The sequence below is a fragment of the Candidatus Contubernalis alkalaceticus genome, assembly GCF_022558445.1.
GTDB lineage: Bacteria > Bacillota > Dethiobacteria > SKNC01 > SKNC01 > Contubernalis > Contubernalis alkaliaceticus.
This window is the reverse complement of record NZ_CP054699.1, coordinates 912,952-933,042: the sequence shown is the minus strand read 5'-3', so window position 1 is coordinate 933,042 and position 20,091 is coordinate 912,952. Positions and strand designations below refer to the sequence as shown.

Below are 20,091 nucleotides of genomic sequence, written 5' to 3'. Positions count from 1 at the left end.
GGGTCACCCACCTTGGTTATCCTGTAAAATCTTTTGAGTCACCACTTCCACAAAACGCTCCGGCTCTTCAAAGTTAGGACTGTGGGCAGAATTGTCAAACCAGATAAGCTCCTTATGGGGGGCCTCCAACTTATCATAATACTCTTCCACCAGCTCAAAAACCGTTACATAATCATGCCTGCCCATGAGGAAATATACAGGGACCTCCAATCGGGGGATCTCTTCAATATAATTAAACTGGTGAAGCTGCTCCCATAAAGCCCTGAAGGAAAACTGACCTCCCTTGAGCATGTTTACAGTGTCTCCCAGGCTGTACTCGGGAGCTGTTAAGAAAAGCCAAACATAATTTATATCGGACCGAGTTGGATTTCTTTCCGTATAATCAAGCCCGCCGAACTTTTGCAGCCAAGTCCTCTGAACCACTATCCTGTTATGGAAATCATCTCCCAGGTATGGCGGAGGACCAATATCTTCCAGCTGTTGAATAGCCTTTTCATCCCCTAAGCGATAGGCCGCATCCAGGGTGTAATTATAAGAGATCTTCTCTCCCTCTTTAAAATTTACAGCCTGTCCTACACCGATAAAAGCATGATAAAGCTCCGGCTGCTGCTGAACTGCCGGGGTACCAATGATGGTGCCCCAGGAATGCCCCATAAGATAGATTTTTTCCTGCTCAAAGCGCTCCTGAAGCAAATGGGTCAGTTCCAGGGTATCGGAAACAAACTGCTCTATGTTCATGGAATCCACAGGAATGTCCGGGTTATAAGATTTCCCCGCACCCCGCTGGTCCCAGTTTACCACCACAAAATATTCTTCCAAGCCAGAATTGAAATGTCTTACTATGGGAATTACCGAAGAGCCGGGGCCCCCATGTAGAAAGAGCAGCACCGGATTATTTTGGTCATGCCCACGAATGGAGATCCACTGTTCCACCTCCCCCAGGGTGACCTGTTCTAAAGACTGAATTCCCTCCGGTGTATCAATACCAAAGGCTTGTACATTCTGATACCTTTGGTATCCCGTGTACAGCGAAAAAATAACTATCACGCAAATTAACAATAAGACTGCAGGTACCACCACAAACTTGGCCAGAAAAGAAAAGGCTTTCTTCACAGATATTCAATCCCCTTTTTAAAATAATAAAAATGCTTATATAATTTATATTCCAAAACACAAAGGAGACAGTTTTTTTATTTGCTCCTGAGTAAAAGTTAGGGAAATTGAGACATAATCAGGAAAGAGAAGATTCGTAATGGTTATACAAAAGAAATCTTTCCCAAATATTATACCATATCTTAAAGGGGCTTTCTTGCTTCAATGGTAGCAGACACCACGTAATCCTCAGCTTTCAAACTTTGGGTCCAGTCTTTAATAAAGTCCCGGGACTCTTCCTTAGGTGTTATCTTAATCTCCTGAAAACCCACTCCCCTTAACATCTGCTCCAAATCCTTGATCAGGCTGGCACCGGTGATACAGGAGGAATAAAGATTTGGGTCATCCAAAAAAATATCGGGAATAGGAGAGGTTGCCACCATATCCGTCATTGCCACCCGTCCCCCCGGCTTTAAGACCCTGAACATTTCCTCAAATACTCTGGGCTTATTGGTGGAAAGGTTCACCACACAGTTGGATATAATCACATCCACCATATTGTCAGCTGCCGGCAGGTTCTCAATCTCTCCCAGCCGAAACTCCACGTTTTGGTAATTACCCTGTTTTGCATTTTTACGAGCCTTTTCCAACATCTCCGAAGTCATGTCTACTCCAATGATTCTTCCCTCTTCTCCAACCTTTCCCGAGGCCAAAAAACAGTCCAACCCTCCTCCGCTTCCCAGGTCCAGGACAACCTCCCCGGGCTTTAATGAGGCTATAGCCTGGGGATTACCACAGCCCAGGCCCATATTGGCTCCCTGGGGCAGTGATAAGATATCTTCTGCAGAATATCCCAGCTTTTCCGCATACTCCGCAGAGGAAAAGTCCTTCTCGCAGCAGGAGGAAGTAGGAAAGCATGACTCCGCTTCCTCTTTGGCAATTTTGCTGTACATCTTTTCCACTTCTTTCCTCATATCTTTATCTTTACTGTCCATTATTAAAACCTCCTGTAAAATTTAATACAATAATATAATATATTATTTCGTTAAAAAACCGCTCTTTTCCTTTCAAGGAACGAATATTTAGTAAAGCTCAATTTATCCATTGCTAAATTAGGTGTCCATGCATTATGCAATATATAGATTTTTAGTCCCACTGACACCCCTTAAAAGAATATAATTTCAAAATAGGAAACCTGTTAGATAAGTCATGGCGGCAGTAATTAAACTGGAAGGGGCGGGCAGCGGTACAGGGGTAACTACCAGCAGGGTATAAACAGTGCTTAAGGCCCAGAGAAAAAGAAATACAGCCAGTTCCTTCCATTTTTTATATATGTACAGAGATGGAGCCTGTAACATCAGCAGTATAATGACGGCAATAATTACGGCTGCTATTGTCATTTAAATTTCCTCCCACTAAATCTTAATTTTTCTTAAAATACTCCTGATTCACAGTATTTTATTTTATTCAAACGAACCCTCCTTACCCCCTTCTACCGTATAATCAACGGGTCCTTCACCAGGCCCGAGCGGCGCACATCTGCCTCTACATATACCTCCACCTGGAGATCAGGGAAAATCTCATCCCAGCGATCCTCCAGCTTCTCCCACTCTTGAAAGCGGGTACGGTAGATGAGGTTGCCGAAACCGAAAATATCCGATTCAAATTCCTTCTGGGACTTTTTCAGGGCTGCCTGGATATCGTTGCGCACCGCCTGGGCCAGGCGGCGGTTCATGGAATCAATCAGTTCTGATTGGGCAGATAAAAATTCCTTATCAGAAGTGGTTTCCTCAATGCGTCCCTCCACCACAGCATTTACTACAACTGCCATTTCCTCTCCCCGGGTCACCGCTTCCAGCCGGGTAGAAGATTGGTGAATCTGCACCGAAATCTCCTCCCCCTGCCCGGTGGGGCTTTCAAAAACATATATGGGCCTGGTTATTCTACCTACAATCCAGTTATACCCCCGGGTTTCCGCACTGTTTAACCACCCCATCATACGGTCTTTTTTGAAAACTGCCAGTCCGTCAATTTCCATGGGTGTTTCCGGAGGCGGTTCCCCATCCTGCGGCTCCACCTCTCTGAGCCTGGGCACCACTATCTCCCATCCCGGCTGACTTAACCGGCTTAAAATCACCCTGAAGGGAATCTCCAGTGAAACCGCCAGTTCTTCCCTGGCCACAACATGCAGGCGGGTCAAAGCCGAAGCTGCGGTCTCTTCCGTAACAAAATCGGCTTCCATGACCCTTTGCAGGTCTCCCTGCACCACCATGGGCTGTGTAATCAAACGGCTCTGCCTTTCCCGGTCAAAAAAATCCATCAAAGGCGCTATCCCCTCCCGGGCCAGATCCTCAGAAAACAGCACTATCCCCATGTGAGAAAGGTCTATTAAGCGGGTGGATTTCTTAGCCAGGTTATTTAAGGCTTCAGAGACAGTGCGGCCGGTGGCAGATGCTGTCCAGGTGGACTCACCCTGTGAACCACTACCCCCTTCCTCTGACGACCCCACCTTCGGGGGATTGGCTGACTGTACAAATATTTTTAAACCGTCTCCCTCTTCATCCTGCTCAAAGCCAACCATCATGATTAAAGCAATCTCCTCCGGTTCCACCCGGTTCCAGCATCCGGAGTTAAAAAGCATACTAAGAATCAGAATTATAACGGCATATTTTCTTTTCATCGCTCTCCCTCCCGGGCATCCTGCGGATTTTTACCGGCGATTTTATGAATTAAATATCCCGACCAGAGCAGTGAATATGGGATAAGTATCATAAGAAGACCATAGGGGCCCATAATTTCTGGGGCAAACAGGGAGCGAATTTGGAAGACATTCTCAAAGTCGTGAATGGAAAGCACTATCCAAAAAACACTCATGGGCAGAAGGATATGCCGGTAATCACTGATTTTAAAAAGGGTGGACAAACCCCGGGCCCCGGAGTAAACAAAGGTGGACAAAGCTACAAAAATTCCAAATCCCCAGCTGAAAACCACCAGAATCTCCGCCCTTTCCAAAAACTCACTGATACGCACCGACCTTATGGCTTTAATTAAAGGAAAGACCGCCCGCATGCTCTGGTCGGGGCCCAGTGTAGCTACCACCATACTTGAAATCACGATTAAAACCAGGGAGGCTCCCAACACTCCCCATAAAGCGCTGGACACCGCTTTTTCAGGGCTGTTCAAGTGGGGGATAAGCATTCCAATGACCAGCAGTTCAGACGCCACGGCAGTAGGGACGATACTCCCGATAAGAACCGGGGCAAAGCCCCGGCTCAGTACCGGCTGTAAATTTGTAAATTCTGCCGCGAAAAACAGTGTAGTCACGCTCAAGGTCAGCATTATAACGAATATGGGAAATACAAAATCCGCCATGCGCCCTATCACTTCTACCCCTGAAAATGCTGCCGCCACCGCCACCAAAATCATGACCGCCGTCAAAAAAACGATGGGGGTATCCGGAAGGAAATTTACTATAATCATTTCCGAATAAACCCGCACTTCAATAGCAGCCAGGTGCAGAAAAGCCCAGAGGGGCACCAGGGATACCAGGGCCCCCAGGGAACGCCCCAGCAGGGTCTGGCTGATTTCCACCACGCTTAAGTGCGGAAAGCGGACCCCCAGGCCCGCAATCAACATTACCAGGAGTGAAGTGCCCACCAATACCAGCAGGGCCGATGCCCAGGCGTCCTGCCCGGCATCGGATGAGGTAAGGACCGGCAGGGTAGCAATTACCACCGTAGCCCGCATCATAAATACTATAAACATGAACTGCCGGTTGGATATTTTTTCAATCCTCATCCTGACCTTCCTCTCTATGGGGAAATAACTTAAAAAAACTGCGGGCCTGCCTGGGGCTCTTCCTGATAGGCTCTCTAAAACCCGTCAGCTTGGGCCGGTAAACAAAGCCCCACTGCCAAATTCGAAACATGAAATCTTTCAGGTCCCTGGGAATCAGAGGCGCTAAGGGACTCATGTAAGGGATGCCGAAGGAGCGAAGGGAGCACAGGTGGACAATTAACAGTAAAAAACCAAACTGGATCCCGAATAAGCCAAAAACGCTTCCAATTAAAATGAAACCGAAGCGGAGGATTCTTATGGCAAGCCCCAGGGCAAAGTTGGGCACCGCAAAGGAGGCAATAGCCGTCAGGGCCACCACAACTACCACCGGGGGGGAAACGATACCGGCCCGGATGGCGGCATCCCCCAAAACCAAGGCTCCCACGATGCTGACGGCGGGACCGATGGCCGCCGGCAGCCTTACCCCTGATTCCCGGAGAAGTTCGAAAACAGTCTCCATGATAAGCATTTCCACCACTATGGGAAAGGGAATCCCCTCCCGGTTAGAGGCGATTCTCAAAAAAAGGTCCGTGGGAATCAGTTCATGGTGAAAATTTACCACGGCAACATAAACTCCCGGAAGGAAAAGGGCAAGTACTATGGCGGCAAAACGGAGCACCCGGATAAAAGAACCCACGGGAACCCTTTCAAAATGGTCTTCGGGGGCCTGCAGGTGGGTAAACAATGTAATAGGTACTGTCAGCGCAAAGGGAGTGCCGTCGACAATTATGGCTGCTTGCCCCTCCAGCAGCGCCGCTGAAATCCGGTCCGGCCGCTCGGTACGGAGAGTAAGGGGAAACAATGTAAAGGGAGTATCCTCTATGAATTCTTCCAACTGGCCGCTGTCCAAAATTGAGTCGGTGTCAACCTTTTCTATACGGCTGCGCAATTCTTTTAAAATCTCTTCCCCTGCCAGCCCCTTTATGTACACCAAGGCTACCTGGGTCCGGGTCAGGCTGCCTACGGTGAATTTTTCTACCCACAGCTGGGGCACCCGGATGCGCCGGCGAAGCAGTGAAAGATTGTCATTGATGCTCTCAACAAAGGCTTCCCGGGGGCCACGGATGCTTATCTCCGCATCGGACTCGTCAATAGCCCGGGTTTTCCAGCCCTTGGTCTCTGCCACCAGGGCCGTGTCCAGGCCGTCAATGACCAGGGCGGTATCCCCGATTAAAACCCTGTCAAAGAATTCATTCAGTTCAGTAACTTCTTCCACCATGGTAGAAGGTATGACCTTCTCCTGCAGGTACTTCAAGAACGGGTCTCCAAGGGGCGGCAGTTCCTTTGACTTCATGCTGCTGATAAAAACTGAACTCAATAACTCGTCTACCGATACACTGTCCACCATGCCGTCAATAAATATGACTGCCGCCTTAATATTATCAGGGCCGATTCTGATTTCCCTTATTTTAAGGCCCAAACTGTTACCTTGATACTGCTGCACCAGGGAAAGGTTATCCTGAAGCTTTGTTTTTAATTTCTCTTTTACAGTCAGGTCCCTGAGCTGAGAGATGTCCAACCTGTCCATGCGTGAGCCCTTGTCTGTTTTCCTATCTTTACTCTTTTTTGAACTATCCTGTTTTTTTCGGGGAAACAAACGGCTCAGCTGCTTAATAAATTTCACGCTCTCTGCTTCCTCCTGACAACAAATACTGATATTTTTAAATATGAAGGTTAAATGAAATCATATAAAAATTTACTTATTATACTAGTATAACTAAACTAAGAAAAGCTATTCTAAACTTTCTTTCGAAATGTACTATTTCTTTTAACGCCAAGCCGGGTCCAACGGAGCAAACCAAAACAAATAAACGCCCGAGTTATCGGACGTTTTCTCAAATGTGTTATAAGGTTTTTATTCTTCTTTGCCTTTATGTGCTAACAGATATTAGCTTACTCCATTTATTAATTGCTTAAACTATGAATTGGTGCCGGTATCCTTCCCCCCCGTTTCACAAATTCATCAGAAGGAAAGGGGGTTACCGCCATGACCGGTGCTCTTCCCAGAAGGCCCCCGTACTCCACAAAATCCCCTACCTCTTTGCCCGGCGCCGGGATGATGCGCACCGCCGTAGTTTTTTGGTTGATAACTCCAATGGCCATTTCATCAGCAATGATAGCTGCTATTGTCTCCGCAGAAGTATCCCCGGGGACAGCAATCATGTCCAGGCCCACGGAACATACGCAGGTCATGGCCTCCAGTTTATCCATGGTCAGAGCGCCATCTACCACCGCCCGGATCATACCGGAGTCCTCGCTGACCGGGATAAAAGCCCCGGAAAGGCCCCCTACGTAGGAGGAAGCCATGGCTCCGCCCTTCTTCACTGCATCGTTTAACAAGGCCAGAGCGGCGATGGTACCGTGGGTACCGCAGCGCTCCAAACCCATGGCCTCCAGAATATCCGCCACGCTGTCCCCCACCGCCGGGGTGGGCGCCAGGGATAGGTCCACGATTCCAAAGGGTACCCCCAACCGCTCCGCAGCGGTGCGCCCCACCAGTTCCCCCATGCGGGTCACTTTAAAAGCCGTCTTTTTGATGGTTTCCGCCAGAATGCCGAATTCTGCACCCTTTACCCGTTCCACGGCGCTCTTGACCACCCCGGGGCCGCTTACCCCCACGTTAATTACACACTCCGGTTCCCCCACCCCGTGAAAGGCCCCGGCCATGAAAGGGTTGTCCTCAGGAACATTGGCAAAGACCACCAGCTTGGCACAGCCCAATCCATCCCGCTCTTCGGTGAGCCGGGCCGTCTCCTTAATCACCTTACCCATGGTGTATACGGCATCCATGTTAATTCCGGCCTTGGTAGTGGCCACATTCACCGAAGAACAGACAGTTTCGGTGCTGGAAAGGGCCTGGGCAATAGAGTCAATTAAAACCCGGTCACCATTGGTGAATCCTTTGTGAACCAAAGCAGAAAAACCTCCAATATAATTTACCCCCACGTTCCGGGCAGCCCGGTCCATGGCCTCTGCAAAGGGAAGGTAGCTGGAGACTCTGCTGGATTCCGCCACCATAGATATGGGGGTTACGGAAATCCGTTTATTGACAATGGGAATCCCAAATTCCCGGGCTATATCCTCCCCGGTTTTTACCAGGTTTTCCGCCAGGCGGGTGATTTTATCATAAATTTTTGTACAGGCAGTTTTGGAATTAGGATGGCTGCAGTCTCTAAGGCTGATCCCCATGGTAACGGTCCTGATATCCAGGTTTTCCTCCTGCACCATTTTTATGGTTTCCATTATTTCCTGTATAGTAAGCATATTGTCTCCACTCCTCTATTTAAGTACAATTCTGTATAAATAGCAAACTTCCCAGTAATATCATAAAACCGCTGTAAAAAGCTTAAATAGTTCTATGAACCCTTGAAAATTTCATCGAGTTTCCCTAATAATACGAGCTTATCAAAGTAAACAGCCGGCAGCTGCAGGTTAAATCCGATGCATAAAGTTAAACACATCTTCATGCTGAGCATCAATGCGGACTCCAATCACTTTGGCTTTAGCATTTAGAAGCTCCTTTAAAGTGGCCAGGTCCACCTTGCTCTTTTCCATATCGGCTACCAGGACCATAACCAGAAATTCCTGCAGCGTGGTTTGGCTGATATCTAGAATATTAATACTGTTATCAGACAGCACTCCGGTTACACCGCTGATGATTCCCACACGGTCCGGGCCCATGATGCTGACAATTATACGGTTTCCCTTGGGATTTTCTTTCAATTGAGACATTTTTTTGAACCTCTCCTTATATAATAATTATTAATAATACAAAAGATAATAATTTCATTCATGAACTACTCCCCATTAAAATGGCAAGCTTCTAACCGCACGCTAATATGACAGAAATACCGGAGTATACTTATATATTTTATCCCTTTTTTTCATTTTTTTCTATTCATAATTTTATTTTCAAAACAAAAACCATTAAATACTTTGACAACCCGAGGACACATTGTCACAAGAACCGTCCCCTATCTCTTGGCATTAATTAATTAAACACTTATATCCCGGTACCGGGTTGTGGCAATTTTAGCCATTATCCCATATGGAACAACACCAAGTATCAAGGAAACCACCAATACGATTAAATAAATACCATAATCCGGCACTCCGGCCTTCAAGCTGAGATAAACCACCTGGTAAATCCCAAGATATATTGCTGCTCCCGCTACCATAGAAAGCACCACATTCATGTTTTGTTTAATGGCCTTCTGGGGATTATCCCAATCCAGGTAAGGCCTTAACAGGTCGATGAGCAGGCTTATGGTAATGGCTGGAAGGCTTAACGCCAGCCCCAATCCTATAATCACAAACAATTCCAGTATACTCCACTGAATGAATGCAATAGAAGCGAAAATGATAATCGGAGCCGCCAGGAGCGCAATCATCAAAGAATATACCACTTTTCCTTTAATCTGTTCTAAGGGATCCATAGGTATTACCTGAGAAATCCAGAAGAGCCTGCCCTCCCGGGAAAAAGAACTAGAGGATGCCGGTGCAAATAAAGCCATGGTACCTATAAAGGCTGCAGCCGCCAAATTTAAATAAAGCCGAATATCCAGAGTTCGGATCATCTCTAAATATTCTTCGAAATACCCTCCGCTGAATGCCGGAATCAGCATAATTACCGGTAAAATAAACAGCATCGCCACACTGTTAAACATATAAATAGGTGTCCGAAACAGTATTTTAATCTCCCTCCAGGCAATAGCCATTATCGGGGACCCGACCCGGGATATTTTTTTCTCCAGGGCTGAAGCAGATATCTCTTTGCGTCCCTGGACTTCATCTCCTCCAATCAATCCCCGGTAAAATAAACGATCACCCAAAAACAGCATGATGATTATGCCTAAAATACTGACCCCTATAAAAGCCAGCAGGTTAAGCAGAGCCTGGGAACCACCGGCTGACAAAGCTAAAGTTGCCCAAATAGCTGGAGGGAAAATTCTCCCCGTCTGGTTTACCAACCCTTGAGGATCGCTGAATAATTGCTGAATATATTCCATCTCCTGTCCTTCGGGAATGCGGTTAACCATGTAATTGAAAATCAGGATAATAAAAATAAAAACAAACATCCCCAACACGCGCAGTAAATCTTTCTTGCTGCCCAGGTTGGTAACACGCATTAAAAACAAAATAAAAGAAGACGCCAGGGTCAAAGGTATTACCGGCACCAGGAGAAAAACCAGCACCCCCAGCAGCCAATATAGAGGGCCCAATCTCTGATTAACACCGTAAATCCACAGTGCCGGACCCAGAAACGGGAGTATGGTCAGATAGTTATTAATCATCACCACAGAAAATTTTGCCGCCAATATATCCCGGGGTAAAATAGGCAGCGGGATAAGAAAAGAAAGATCTCGGGAAAAATAAAAAGCAGACATTACATAAAAAATTCCCATAAATAAAACCAATATACTAGAAGCCACCAGACCTGAAGTCAGCACCACCTGGGTCTGACCCAACGGTACCGCAACCTCATACATCATTTGGAGAGCATTTAAATACAGATAAAAAAGCGGCGCTATACCCAGGATTACCACAAATATTATTCCTAAGCCCCCCCAAAATTTCTTTTTACCCTTCTGCCGATACCAGTTCATGGCCGATAAACCGAAGTTAACCTTTAACTGTATATTAATCAATTTAAACATGTTCATCGCTTGTCAACTCCAAAAAGATTTTCTCCAGTGATTCCCTGCTTTGTGACTGCTGCTTTAGTTCCTCTAAAGTCCCACAGGCGATAAGCCTGCCCTGATGTATTATTCCTATACGGTGACACAACTTCTCAGCCACCTCCAGCACATGAGTAGAGAAGAAAACAGTATTCCCCCGGCTGCAGTGTTCCCTCATATGCACTTTTAAGTTGTTGGAAGATTTTGGATCCAGTCCCACCATTGGCTCATCCAAAATGAAGACCTGGGGCTCATGCAGCAGCGCCCCGATCAGCACAATTTTCTGCCGCATTCCATGGGAGTAACTGCCGATTAAATCATTAACCACACCGGTCAACCCAAAAAGCTCCAGTAAATGTGAAACCCTTTCCTTTCTCTTCACCCCCGGCACCCGGTATATATCCCCTAAAAAGTTCAGATACTCCACCCCTGTTATCTTTTCATACACCTCTGGGTTATCCGGGACAAAGCTTATAGACTCCTTCACCTTCAGTGGATCACTTTCCAGATCAAATCCGTTGACTTTAATCGTGCCCTTATCAGGTTTTAGTAATCCCACCATCATCTTGATGGTGGTGGTTTTCCCCGCCCCGTTGGGACCTAGAAAACCAAAAATTTCTCCGGCATTAACCTTTATATTTAGATCATCTACTGCTTTGATTTTACCCCTGTTATAACTCTTTGAAAGTTGACTAATTTCTATCAATCTAAAAACCCCCTCACATATTACTTATAATTATACAAGGGTGCCGAGGAAACAGCTTTCTGGCACGCCTTTGCTTTCAATCCTTCTAATACCTAAGTCCCCTTGGCAGTGCGACTATAAAGAATAATATTTGATTAGTTCATTTTTTACAGCCCAAAGTCTGGGAGACAGGTTTACATGGTAACTTTGAGGGTTTTCCAGTTCCAGAAGCTCTTCCCTGAGGTTGTCTACCTGCTGCAGGCAGTAATCCCTGATAGAATTGATATGGGGACTTTTATAAATACATTTTCCTTGTTCTAATATTTTAACGGCTAATTTCTTGACATAGAAATCAGAAGAAATCTTTTTCATACAATTGTCTTTAGTAGAAAAATATTGATATGATTTGGAGTTATCTATTGTTTCTGTATTGAGAATTATTACATCGAAAATCGCTTTATTTGTTTTTCGATCAAACAACCTGTACACCTGCTTAGGGCAAGGAGTAATAATCTTTCCCTGATTTTCACTTAATTTAATTTTTGGAACAATATTCCCCTTTTTGTCTTCAACCGCAACTAATTTATAAACACCACCAAATACGGGATCCGACTTTGCTGTAATCAAATTTTCTCCTACACCCAATATATCCAGCCTGGCTCCCCGGGATATGAGATCACCAATAACCTCTTCATCCAGAGAATTTGAAGCCATAATAGCACAGTCTTGAAAGCCTGCCTCATCAAGCATAGTACGTGCCTCTTTAGAAAGATAAGCAATATCTCCACTATCAATTCTAATTCCTTTTGGCCTGAATCCCTTTGGAACAACTTCTTCTTTAAAAACCCTTATTGCATTTGGAACCCCGGACTTTAAAACATTATAAGTATCTACAAGAAATACACAATTAGCCGGATAAGTCCTGGCATAAGCTCTAAAAGCGTCAAGTTCATTAGTAAACAGCTGAACCCAACTGTGTGCCATAGTTCCATAGACAGGAATATCATATTCTTTTTCCACAAGAGTACATGCCGTCCCTATACAACCCCCTATATAAGAGGCTCTTGCTCCCAAAACTGCTCCAGCATAACCCTGCGCTCTTCTTGAACCAAATTCAATAACGGGTATCCCCTGTGCAGCTCTAGTTATTCGATTCGCTTTAGTAGCAATTAATGACTGGTGGTTAACAGTAAGAAGAAGCATGGTTTCAATGAGCTGCGCTTGAATAATGGGTCCGCTTACCATTACCAACGGTTCATTAGGAAAAACAGGAGTACCTTCTGGAACTGCCCACACATCACAAGAAAATTTAAAGTCCTTTAAATAGTTTAAAAAACTTTCTGAAAAATTTTTTCCCCTTAAATATTCAATGTCTTGGGAAGAAAAAGAAAGGTTTTTCAAATAATCAATTAGCTGTTCTGTCCCTGCAAATATGGCAAAAGCCCCATTATCGGGATTTTTCCGAAAAAACATGTCAAAATATCCTGTTTGGCTGTTTAAACCCTGTTCATGATATCCATTTGCCATAGTAAATTCATAAAAATCAGCAAGCATTGTAAAATTCATTTCTCTCATGCCTGGATATTCCATTTTCACAACACCTCATAGTCTTTAAAATAAAAATTCCCTTAAGGACTTTTTCAAACTTTTTCAAAAATTTTATCGAAAAAGCAGTATAATATTTAAGCGTAAATAAGCATTATTATCATTTTAGCATTTCAAAAAAAATCATTGTTTAATATCCATCACAAAAGGTAGGGTGAATATGAAAGCTGCTCCCTCTCCCAACCTGCTTTCCACCCAAATCTCCCCTCCATGTTCCTCCACAATGTGCTTACAGATGGCCAATCCCAGGCCGATTCCTCCATAATCCATAGATCGGGATTTCTCCCGCCGGTAGAACTGGTCAAATAGATTAGACAAATCATCCTGGGGGATTCCGGGTCCATTGTCCCTGATGGTAATTTTTATAAAATTATCCTTTATCACTGCATCCACTTCTACCCTTCCACCCTCTCCAACCACATATCTTCGGGCGTTTTGCAGTATATTATCTAATACCTGAGATATTCTGTGTTCATCGGCCAATAATTTCACTCGGGGCAGGGGCCTATTCACCATCAGGTCCACCGGGTGTCCAGCAAAATCAAACTCCGACACTTCCAGTATATTTTCCAGCATTAACCTACTGTCCAGCTCTTTCATTTCCATGGTCAGTTTACCCAACTCCAACTGAGAATACTGGAAAAGGTCATCAATTAAATGATCCAATTTACTGGTTTTATCCCGGATTACCGTCAGGTAGCGCTGAAACATTTCCGGGTCTTTAACAATGCCGTCCTGCAGTCCCTCTACATAGCCTTTAATGGAGGCGATGGGGGTCCGAAGGTCGTGGGAAATAACTGCCACCAGTTCTTTTCGGGAACGGTCATAAGCTTCCTGCTTTTCCAAGGATTTTTTAAGGTCCTTTCTCATGATATCAAAGGCCTGACAGAGACGGCCCAGCTCATCTTCTTTGCAGTAGTTAATTTCAAAATCCAGATTTCCCCGGGAAATACTATCGGTAGCATCCCCCAACTCCTTTAATGGCTCTAATATGCCTCCAGAAATAATTCTTGAAAAGTAATAAATCAAAAGCACCAGAAGTGCCAGACCAACCAGCAGTCCAAATACAATAGAGGACAATATTCTGGTTACTACCTTCTGAGATAACACTTCATTCAAGTCAAAGCTCATCACCGCGGTAGCCAGCACCTGGCCTTCTACCACTATAGGATAGCTGGACCTCTCTATGTTGGCTTCCCGGGTGGAGTCCTCCTCAAGGCCAACCAACCTGGCCAGATTTAACTGCTTATGACTGAGAGAATTTTCCAGGCTTTGAGAATCAAACAAGATTTTACCTTCATGGTCCAGCACCTGCAGCCGCTCATAATCCTCCAGCAGAGGACCAACAGCCCCGCCGAAACGATCATAATTACCTATATCACGAAAGTTTTCCCTAACTGCGTTCATCACCAGGGTCTGGTTGTCCTCCATCAAGGCAATTTTCTGCATTTCCGGGTTTCTCACCACCATAATGTTTAAAAAAATAAAAATTAGGGTGCCGGTAATCACCAGAGGAATTAAAAACACCAAAATAAATGACGTTATTAATTTTGAACGTATCCCCAATTTCATCATTTCCCTCCAGTAAATTTATAGCCTACTCCCCACACCGTTTTAATGAAAACAGGATTTGACGGATCCGGCTCCATTTTTTCCCGGATTCTCCGGATATGAACCGTAACGGTATTGATATCCCCGTAATCATTAAAGCTCCACACCTTATCAAAAATTTGCTCCCGGGTCAACACCTGGTTGGGGTTCTGAGCCAAGTAGCCCAGCAGCTCAAATTCTTTGGCCGACAAGAAAATACTCTTCCCAGCTAAAGTCACCCCATAACCCTTTAAATCGATTTCCAGGTCACCAAAAAAAAGCTTTTCTATTTGCTTAGAATTGGCTGACAAAGTGGTAAATCGACGCAGTTGAGCCTTTACTCGAGCTACCATCTCACCAGGGCTGAAGGGTTTGGTCATATAGTCGTCCGCTCCCAAACCCAAGGCCAGAATCTTATCCACATCACTCTTTTTAGCGCTGACCATCAGGATGGGAATGTTGGACTCCTCCCGTATAATACGGCACACTTCCGTACCATCCATTTTAGGGAGCATAATATCTAACACCACCAGATGGGGATTTTGCTCCCTGAAACAGTTCACCGCCTCTTCGCCATCAAAAGCCAAAAATACTTCAAAACCTTCTGCCCGAAGATAGTCTCGAATCAGCTGTGCAATTTCCTTTTCATCATCCACTACTAATATTTTTTCCTGTGTCAAACCTATTCACCTGCTTTACTTTTTTTAACTTGTGATCGTAACTGCTCAATGAAAGAATAAAATGATTATTTGTGAAAGCCATAAAAGACAAAGGAACGGTGTCTATTGGCTTACCTTGTTTTCTTTGATAAACGAAAGGCCGCAATTTAACCGTCCCATGCCTCACCAGTGCTGACCTAATAGTAATTACACTTATATTTTAACACAGGAGTAGTTCAATTTAATCATTTGAAATCTCAAAGCTTATAAGTTTTTCATAATATGATTGCTTTAGTTTACTCCTTTAGTTTTCTTCCATCAACCTGTTCACTTTCTCCTTCAGCACGTCTACTTCTTTTTTCAGTGCTCCTGCCTGCGCTAATGCCGCCATTGCAAAAACAAAAGCTATGGGTGCCAGTAGTCCAACAAATTCCATCTTCTTTCATCCTTTCACTCATTTATTTTTCAGTAGACAGCCTTTCCTTTAGCTATCTATTGAATACTCTAGTTTATTATATTAACGAATATAAATCCCTGCCAGATATACTAATTTTTTGCAACCTGACAATTTAATACAATATATCTTTTTTCTTAAAGGTTAAATAGTTTATCACTGTAAACACCAGGATGTAGACCCCGATTACTACTAAATTCCCTACCAATTCTTGAGTGTCCAGCACAGCCGTTAAGGCCAGTCCGCCCATATAGTAATAAGTATTTAATATGAACGGCTGCAGTTTCTCAAAAAAACCACCGGTGAACAAAAGCATAAAATGGATTCCTATAGCGGCTCCTATAGCCACCCCGCTGTTGGCAAACATCATGGAAAAAAACAGGATGATAAAAGCATAAGCAATGAAAGGGATCATGGTCAGAAAATAAAATCCCAAGACTTGGGTTACACTTTCCACCACAAACATCTGCTCCCCAATAATAACCTCCTGCTCCCAACCGAAGATCAGTGTCCCTGCGGCATATCCCCCCACCAGGGTAACGGCCATCAGGACTACCACCATCACCACTGCTGCTGCCATTTTCCCTACCAGCAGTTCATCCCGGCTGATGGGCCTTAAAAGGGGCAGTTTCAATGTCCCGTCTCTGTACTCATCGGCGATCAACCCAACCAGGAGCACTACCAGCATAATGGGAAGGATAGTGTCTGTGAGGTTAGTTAATAAAAAAACCGGGAAAATTTGACCATCCATGTGCAGCTTGTGGGCCTCCTCCATGCCATTCATGACATTGACTCCCACCGCCAGCATAACGCTGATTCCCATGAGCACCAGAAATGTCACTAACACTTTCCTGCTTGTAAACAATTTGTATAATTCGAATTTGATTGTTCTAAGCAATTTGTTCCCCTCCTTGAGTCAATTTAATGAAATACTTCTCCAGGCTTTGGTTTTCCGGTATAACATACTGAACTGGAACGCCTCCATGCACCAACCTTCGAATTAATTCTTCAGAATATCCCTTGTCTACTTTCATTCGAATTCCTCGCTCTGTGCTGCTGAAATCTCTGGCAAAACCCGTATTTTCCAGCACTTTAACCGCTTTCTCTCTGGAGGAGGTCAGCACTTCCACCGCTTCATAATCTTTCTTCAATAGTTCCTGCACTGTCCCTTCAGCCAGTTTTCTCCCCTCTTTTAAAATCCCCACCTTGTTGCATATCTGTTCCACCTCATGCAGCAGGTGAGAAGATATGAAAAAGGTGATGTCCTGTTCCAGGGAAAGCTGGACAATCATCTCTCGAATTTCTTTCATCCCCTGGGGATCCAGCCCATTGGTTGGCTCATCTAAGATTACCACCTCCGGTTGATTCAACAGTGCCATGGCAATTCCAAGCCTCTGCTTCATCCCCAGGGAATACCTGCTCACCTTATCCCTGCTCCGGTTTTTCAGACCTACCATTTCCAACACTTCATCCACTTTTCCCGGAGGTAAGTCGGAATAAAGCCCGGCCATCAATTTTAAGTTCTTATAACCACTATAGTTTTGGAAAAACTTAGGTGTTTCCACCACTGCGCCCACCTTGCGAATGGCCTTTTTAAAATCCTTATTAATGTCATACCCGTTTAAAGTAATGCTGCCCTGGTCCAGGCTGATTAAACCCAGAATCATCCGTATGGTGGTTGTTTTGCCGGAACCGTTTGGCCCCAGGAAACCGTAAATATCCCCTTTCCTAACAGATAATTCCACCCCATCAATAATTTTTTTCTCTCCGTACGATTTGTGAAGATTTTCAATTCTTAAAACTACGTCATTCTTCATACTGTATCGCCTCCTATATTTAATATTGCTCCTTAACTTTCTACGATCTATTATAAAATCCAATCCTTACATACCACTTATAAAGTTATTAACAAATTATTAACTAATATTGCCCATTTTTTCAACTCCTGTGTTAAACTAAGGCTTGCAGTGAAAGATTTTTCTAATTTTATCAGACTTTTTATAACCTTACGGGTATTACTATATGAGAAGGTAGAGGGTGAAAAATATGGCTCAGGATTCCCATAGTTTGCTGCAGCAGATGATACAAGAATATGGTGACAGGATCTTTCGCCTGGCACTGAGATATACCGGGGACTACTTTCAAGCAGAGGACATCGCCCAGGAAACCTTCCTGAGAGCTTTCACTCATCTGGAAAGTTACCGTCGAGATAAACCAGCAGGTCCCTGGCTCTTTACCATCACCGTAAATCTATGCCGCAGCCAGTTCCGCAGCCGGAGGGAAACGCCGGTGGCGGAAATCAGGGAATCCTCCAAAGAACCAGGGCCGGAACTGCAGTATCTGGAAAAAGAAGGGGAACAGGAACTGTTGCAGGCCTTACGTCTTCTGCCGGAAATGTACCGGCTGCCCCTTCTATTAAAACATGTTAGTGAATTGAGTTACGGGGAAATCTGTGAGGTGCTGGGCTGGGAACTGAGCCTTGTAAAAAACCGGCTCTACCGGGGTAGAATAATGCTGAAAAAATCATATGAATCTAGAAAGGAGACGGGTTAAATGAAGAAATGTCCCGACCAAATTACCTGGCAGTCAATATTAGACGGTGAGGAGAGTGGAATAGAATATTTTCAACACCTGGAACACTGTTCTCAGTGCCAAAAGATGTATCTAGAGATCCAAGAATCCATAGATCTGGCCATGGCACTATCCACCGATATCACTATGCCAAAAGATTTTCCTCAACGTATGATTGCAAAGACTAAACCATTTCCCGCAGGACTCTTGGCCGGCGCCCTCTTCATTCTACTCACCATATCAGTGATTATGTTGGATACGGGGATATTTTCCTGGTGGATTACGGTGGGCGTTACCGCCTACTGCGGACTTCTTATCGATATTTTGCTGGAAGTAATAAAAGCAGTACAAAGAATTAATCCCACCTGGTGGTTGATGCTGGCCGCTGTTATGGCCGTGATGGAAATATTTTTATTAATTAAATTACAAACAATAGAGGAGTGATTTAAATGAGGAAAAGTTACGGTAAGTGGGTATGTTTAGTGCTGCTGGCGGTACTGCTTCTAACTGGAACTGCCGCCGGGCAAGGAACGGTGATTAATGAGGACATAAACAAGACCACTGGAAGCCTGGAAATCCCTAGAAATACTACCGTCAATGGAGATGTCACTGTAAACATGGGAGAAATAGAAATTGACGGCATAGTCAACGGGGATGTAATCAACAATATGGGAAAGGTTTCTGTATTCGGGGACATTAACGGTAGTGTAACGGCTAATATGGGTGAGGTAGTTATCCCTGGCAGAGTTTCCGGAAACGTCGATGCCAAAATGGGTTCCGTTTCGGTGGATGGAGACGTGGGAGGAAATCTAAAAGCAGGCCTGGGCTCCATAAAAATCAGGGGAACTATAGCCGGTGACGTAGACCTGGAGTTGGGAGATTTGCAAATAATAGGCCATGTTCTGGGAAATGTAAACAGTCAAGGAAAAATAATCCGTATTACTGGGCAGGTAGACGGCGACGTTACTATGCCCCAGGGTATTGTAGAACTGGGACCAAATGCAGTAGTAGGCGGCCGTGTTTTAGTTGAACAAGGCTTAGTTCAAACCGATGCCGGGGCTCAAGTGGGTTCCATCATAGTAAATGAAGAATTGAGCCGAAGAGAAGTAGATAATATGTTCTCCGGAGGTTATAACTTCAGAGGCATAGACGACTTCATTAATATACTTCCCTTTACCGACGGTGAATTTTTCCGGAATTTTAATTTTAACCTCCGTCCCGGACACCACCGATTCTTTCCCTTCTATACCCCCTTTACCGGATGGACCGGACGGGCAGCATCTCGAATTTTGGGTATGGTGGTCATTTTTGCCCTGGCCGCCCTGGTACACACCCTGTTCCCCAGGAACACTAAAAACATTGTGCAGGCGGTGAACCAAAAGACCGGCCCTGCAATCCTCTGGGGAGTGCTGACGGTTATTTTGGCCATACCTTTAGTCATACTGCTGGCCATAACCATTATTGGTATACCCTTAATCCTGGTAGAGTTCCTACTGTTAGCCATAGCCTGGCTCATGGGCTACACCGGTGTCGCACTTTGGTTAGGCGGCCGGGTTCTGAAATCCTCCTCCACCGTTGGAGCCAATCCCTTAGGAGAATTAGCCCTGGGTGTGCTGCTTCTGGGTATCATTGGGTTCATCCCTGTACTGGGGGGCCTGGTTGGAATTGGTGTATTCATCCTGGCGGTGGGCGCTGCACTGTCTACCCGTTTTGGAACCGAAAATCTTAACAACGACGGTGAATTTCCAGTAAGCCCAACAAACCTTAACAAAAAACTGCCGGAACCAGAAACCGAAGAAAATACCCGGTTGGAAAACATTGAATTTATTGAGAATGAAGATAACCAAGGGAACTCTAATTCCATAGGGGCAGAAAGATCAGAGCAAAATGATAAGGAGAAATTTGATTAAATTGTTACAC

Annotated in this window: 19 protein-coding genes; 3 read left to right on the top strand and 16 right to left on the bottom strand. The window is 44.8% G+C overall.

The annotated features are described in order from the left end of the window. Nucleotides 1-3 precede the first annotated feature (3 nt). The 16 genes from HUE98_RS04475 to HUE98_RS04405 all read right to left on the bottom strand — a co-directional run bounded on the left by HUE98_RS04475 (nt 4) and on the right by HUE98_RS04405 (nt 17,417). Nucleotides 4-1,113: an alpha/beta fold hydrolase gene (locus HUE98_RS04475; protein ID WP_241422667.1), complete on the bottom strand. Its 1,110-nt coding sequence runs from the start codon at nt 1,111-1,113 to the stop codon at nt 4-6. A 182-nt stretch (nt 1,114-1,295) separates the two neighbouring features. Further along, the gene (gene arsM / locus HUE98_RS04470; protein ID WP_241422666.1) at nt 1,296-2,087 is read right to left on the bottom strand and encodes an arsenite methyltransferase; all 792 of its coding nucleotides are present in this window, start codon (nt 2,085-2,087) and stop codon (nt 1,296-1,298) included. A 186-nt stretch (nt 2,088-2,273) separates the two neighbouring features. Further along, nucleotides 2,274-2,492, bottom strand: coding sequence for a hypothetical protein (locus tag HUE98_RS04465; protein WP_241422665.1), 219 nt, complete (start codon nt 2,490-2,492; stop codon nt 2,274-2,276). Between the two features lie 92 nt (nt 2,493-2,584). Next, complete coding sequence (locus HUE98_RS04460) at nt 2,585-3,772, bottom strand: Ger(x)C family spore germination protein (RefSeq protein WP_241422664.1); 1,188 nt, start codon at nt 3,770-3,772, stop codon at nt 2,585-2,587. Then, nucleotides 3,769-4,890, bottom strand: a complete 1,122-nt coding sequence (locus tag HUE98_RS04455; RefSeq protein ID WP_241422663.1) for a GerAB/ArcD/ProY family transporter — start codon at nt 4,888-4,890, stop codon at nt 3,769-3,771. Before HUE98_RS04455 ends, HUE98_RS04460 begins: the two co-directional genes overlap by 4 nt. After that, nucleotides 4,880-6,553 (bottom strand): spore germination protein, encoded by a 1,674-nt coding sequence (locus tag HUE98_RS04450; protein WP_241422662.1) that lies wholly within the window; start codon nt 6,551-6,553, stop codon nt 4,880-4,882. Before HUE98_RS04450 ends, HUE98_RS04455 begins: the two co-directional genes overlap by 11 nt. Before the next feature lie 281 nt (nt 6,554-6,834). After that, nucleotides 6,835-8,193 (bottom strand): PFL family protein, encoded by a 1,359-nt coding sequence (locus tag HUE98_RS04445; RefSeq protein ID WP_241422661.1) that lies wholly within the window; start codon nt 8,191-8,193, stop codon nt 6,835-6,837. A gap of 168 nt (nt 8,194-8,361) precedes the next feature. Beyond that, nucleotides 8,362-8,661 carry an ACT domain-containing protein gene (locus HUE98_RS04440; protein WP_241422660.1) on the bottom strand — a complete coding sequence of 100 codons (300 nt, stop codon included), beginning with the start codon at nt 8,659-8,661 and terminating at the stop codon, nt 8,362-8,364. A 263-nt stretch (nt 8,662-8,924) separates the two neighbouring features. Further along, nucleotides 8,925-10,592, bottom strand: coding sequence for a putative ABC transporter permease subunit (locus HUE98_RS04435; protein WP_241422659.1), 1,668 nt, complete (start codon nt 10,590-10,592; stop codon nt 8,925-8,927). Next, nucleotides 10,579-11,313: an ABC transporter ATP-binding protein gene (locus tag HUE98_RS04430; RefSeq protein WP_241422658.1), complete on the bottom strand. Its 735-nt coding sequence runs from the start codon at nt 11,311-11,313 to the stop codon at nt 10,579-10,581. Before HUE98_RS04430 ends, HUE98_RS04435 begins: the two co-directional genes overlap by 14 nt. Before the next feature lie 114 nt (nt 11,314-11,427). Further along, nucleotides 11,428-12,867 carry a nicotinate phosphoribosyltransferase gene (locus tag HUE98_RS04425; RefSeq protein ID WP_241423499.1) on the bottom strand — a complete coding sequence of 480 codons (1,440 nt, stop codon included), beginning with the start codon at nt 12,865-12,867 and terminating at the stop codon, nt 11,428-11,430. 153 nt (nt 12,868-13,020) lie between these two features. Further along, nucleotides 13,021-14,469 (bottom strand): sensor histidine kinase, encoded by a 1,449-nt coding sequence (locus HUE98_RS04420; RefSeq protein WP_241422657.1) that lies wholly within the window; start codon nt 14,467-14,469, stop codon nt 13,021-13,023. Next, a complete protein-coding gene (locus HUE98_RS04415; protein WP_241422656.1) occupies nt 14,469-15,167 on the bottom strand; it encodes a response regulator transcription factor in 699 nt (232 codons plus the stop codon). Before HUE98_RS04415 ends, HUE98_RS04420 begins: the two co-directional genes overlap by 1 nt. 283 nt (nt 15,168-15,450) lie before the next feature. Beyond that, a complete protein-coding gene (locus tag HUE98_RS17570) occupies nt 15,451-15,582 on the bottom strand; it encodes a hypothetical protein (protein WP_277623705.1) in 132 nt (43 codons plus the stop codon). Nucleotides 15,583-15,715: 133 nt separating this feature from the next. Continuing rightward, the gene (locus tag HUE98_RS04410; protein ID WP_241422655.1) at nt 15,716-16,498 is read right to left on the bottom strand and encodes an ABC transporter permease; all 783 of its coding nucleotides are present in this window, start codon (nt 16,496-16,498) and stop codon (nt 15,716-15,718) included. After that, nucleotides 16,491-17,417: an ABC transporter ATP-binding protein gene (locus HUE98_RS04405; protein WP_241422654.1), complete on the bottom strand. Its 927-nt coding sequence runs from the start codon at nt 17,415-17,417 to the stop codon at nt 16,491-16,493. The genes HUE98_RS04410 and HUE98_RS04405 overlap by 8 nt, the downstream gene beginning before the upstream one ends. A gap of 229 nt (nt 17,418-17,646) precedes the next feature. On the opposite strand from HUE98_RS04405, the gene HUE98_RS04400 reads away from it, so the two are divergent. The 3 genes from HUE98_RS04400 to HUE98_RS04390 are packed head-to-tail and all read left to right on the top strand — an operon-like array spanning nt 17,647 to nt 20,081. Further along, a complete protein-coding gene (locus HUE98_RS04400; protein WP_241423498.1) occupies nt 17,647-18,153 on the top strand; it encodes an RNA polymerase sigma factor in 507 nt (168 codons plus the stop codon). Beyond that, on the top strand, nt 18,154-18,615 hold the full coding sequence (locus HUE98_RS04395) for an anti-sigma factor (RefSeq protein WP_241422653.1): 462 nt from the start codon (nt 18,154-18,156) through the stop codon (nt 18,613-18,615). Between the two features lie 5 nt (nt 18,616-18,620). Beyond that, on the top strand, nt 18,621-20,081 hold the full coding sequence (locus HUE98_RS04390) for a polymer-forming cytoskeletal protein (protein ID WP_241422652.1): 1,461 nt from the start codon (nt 18,621-18,623) through the stop codon (nt 20,079-20,081). Nucleotides 20,082-20,091 lie beyond the last annotated feature (10 nt).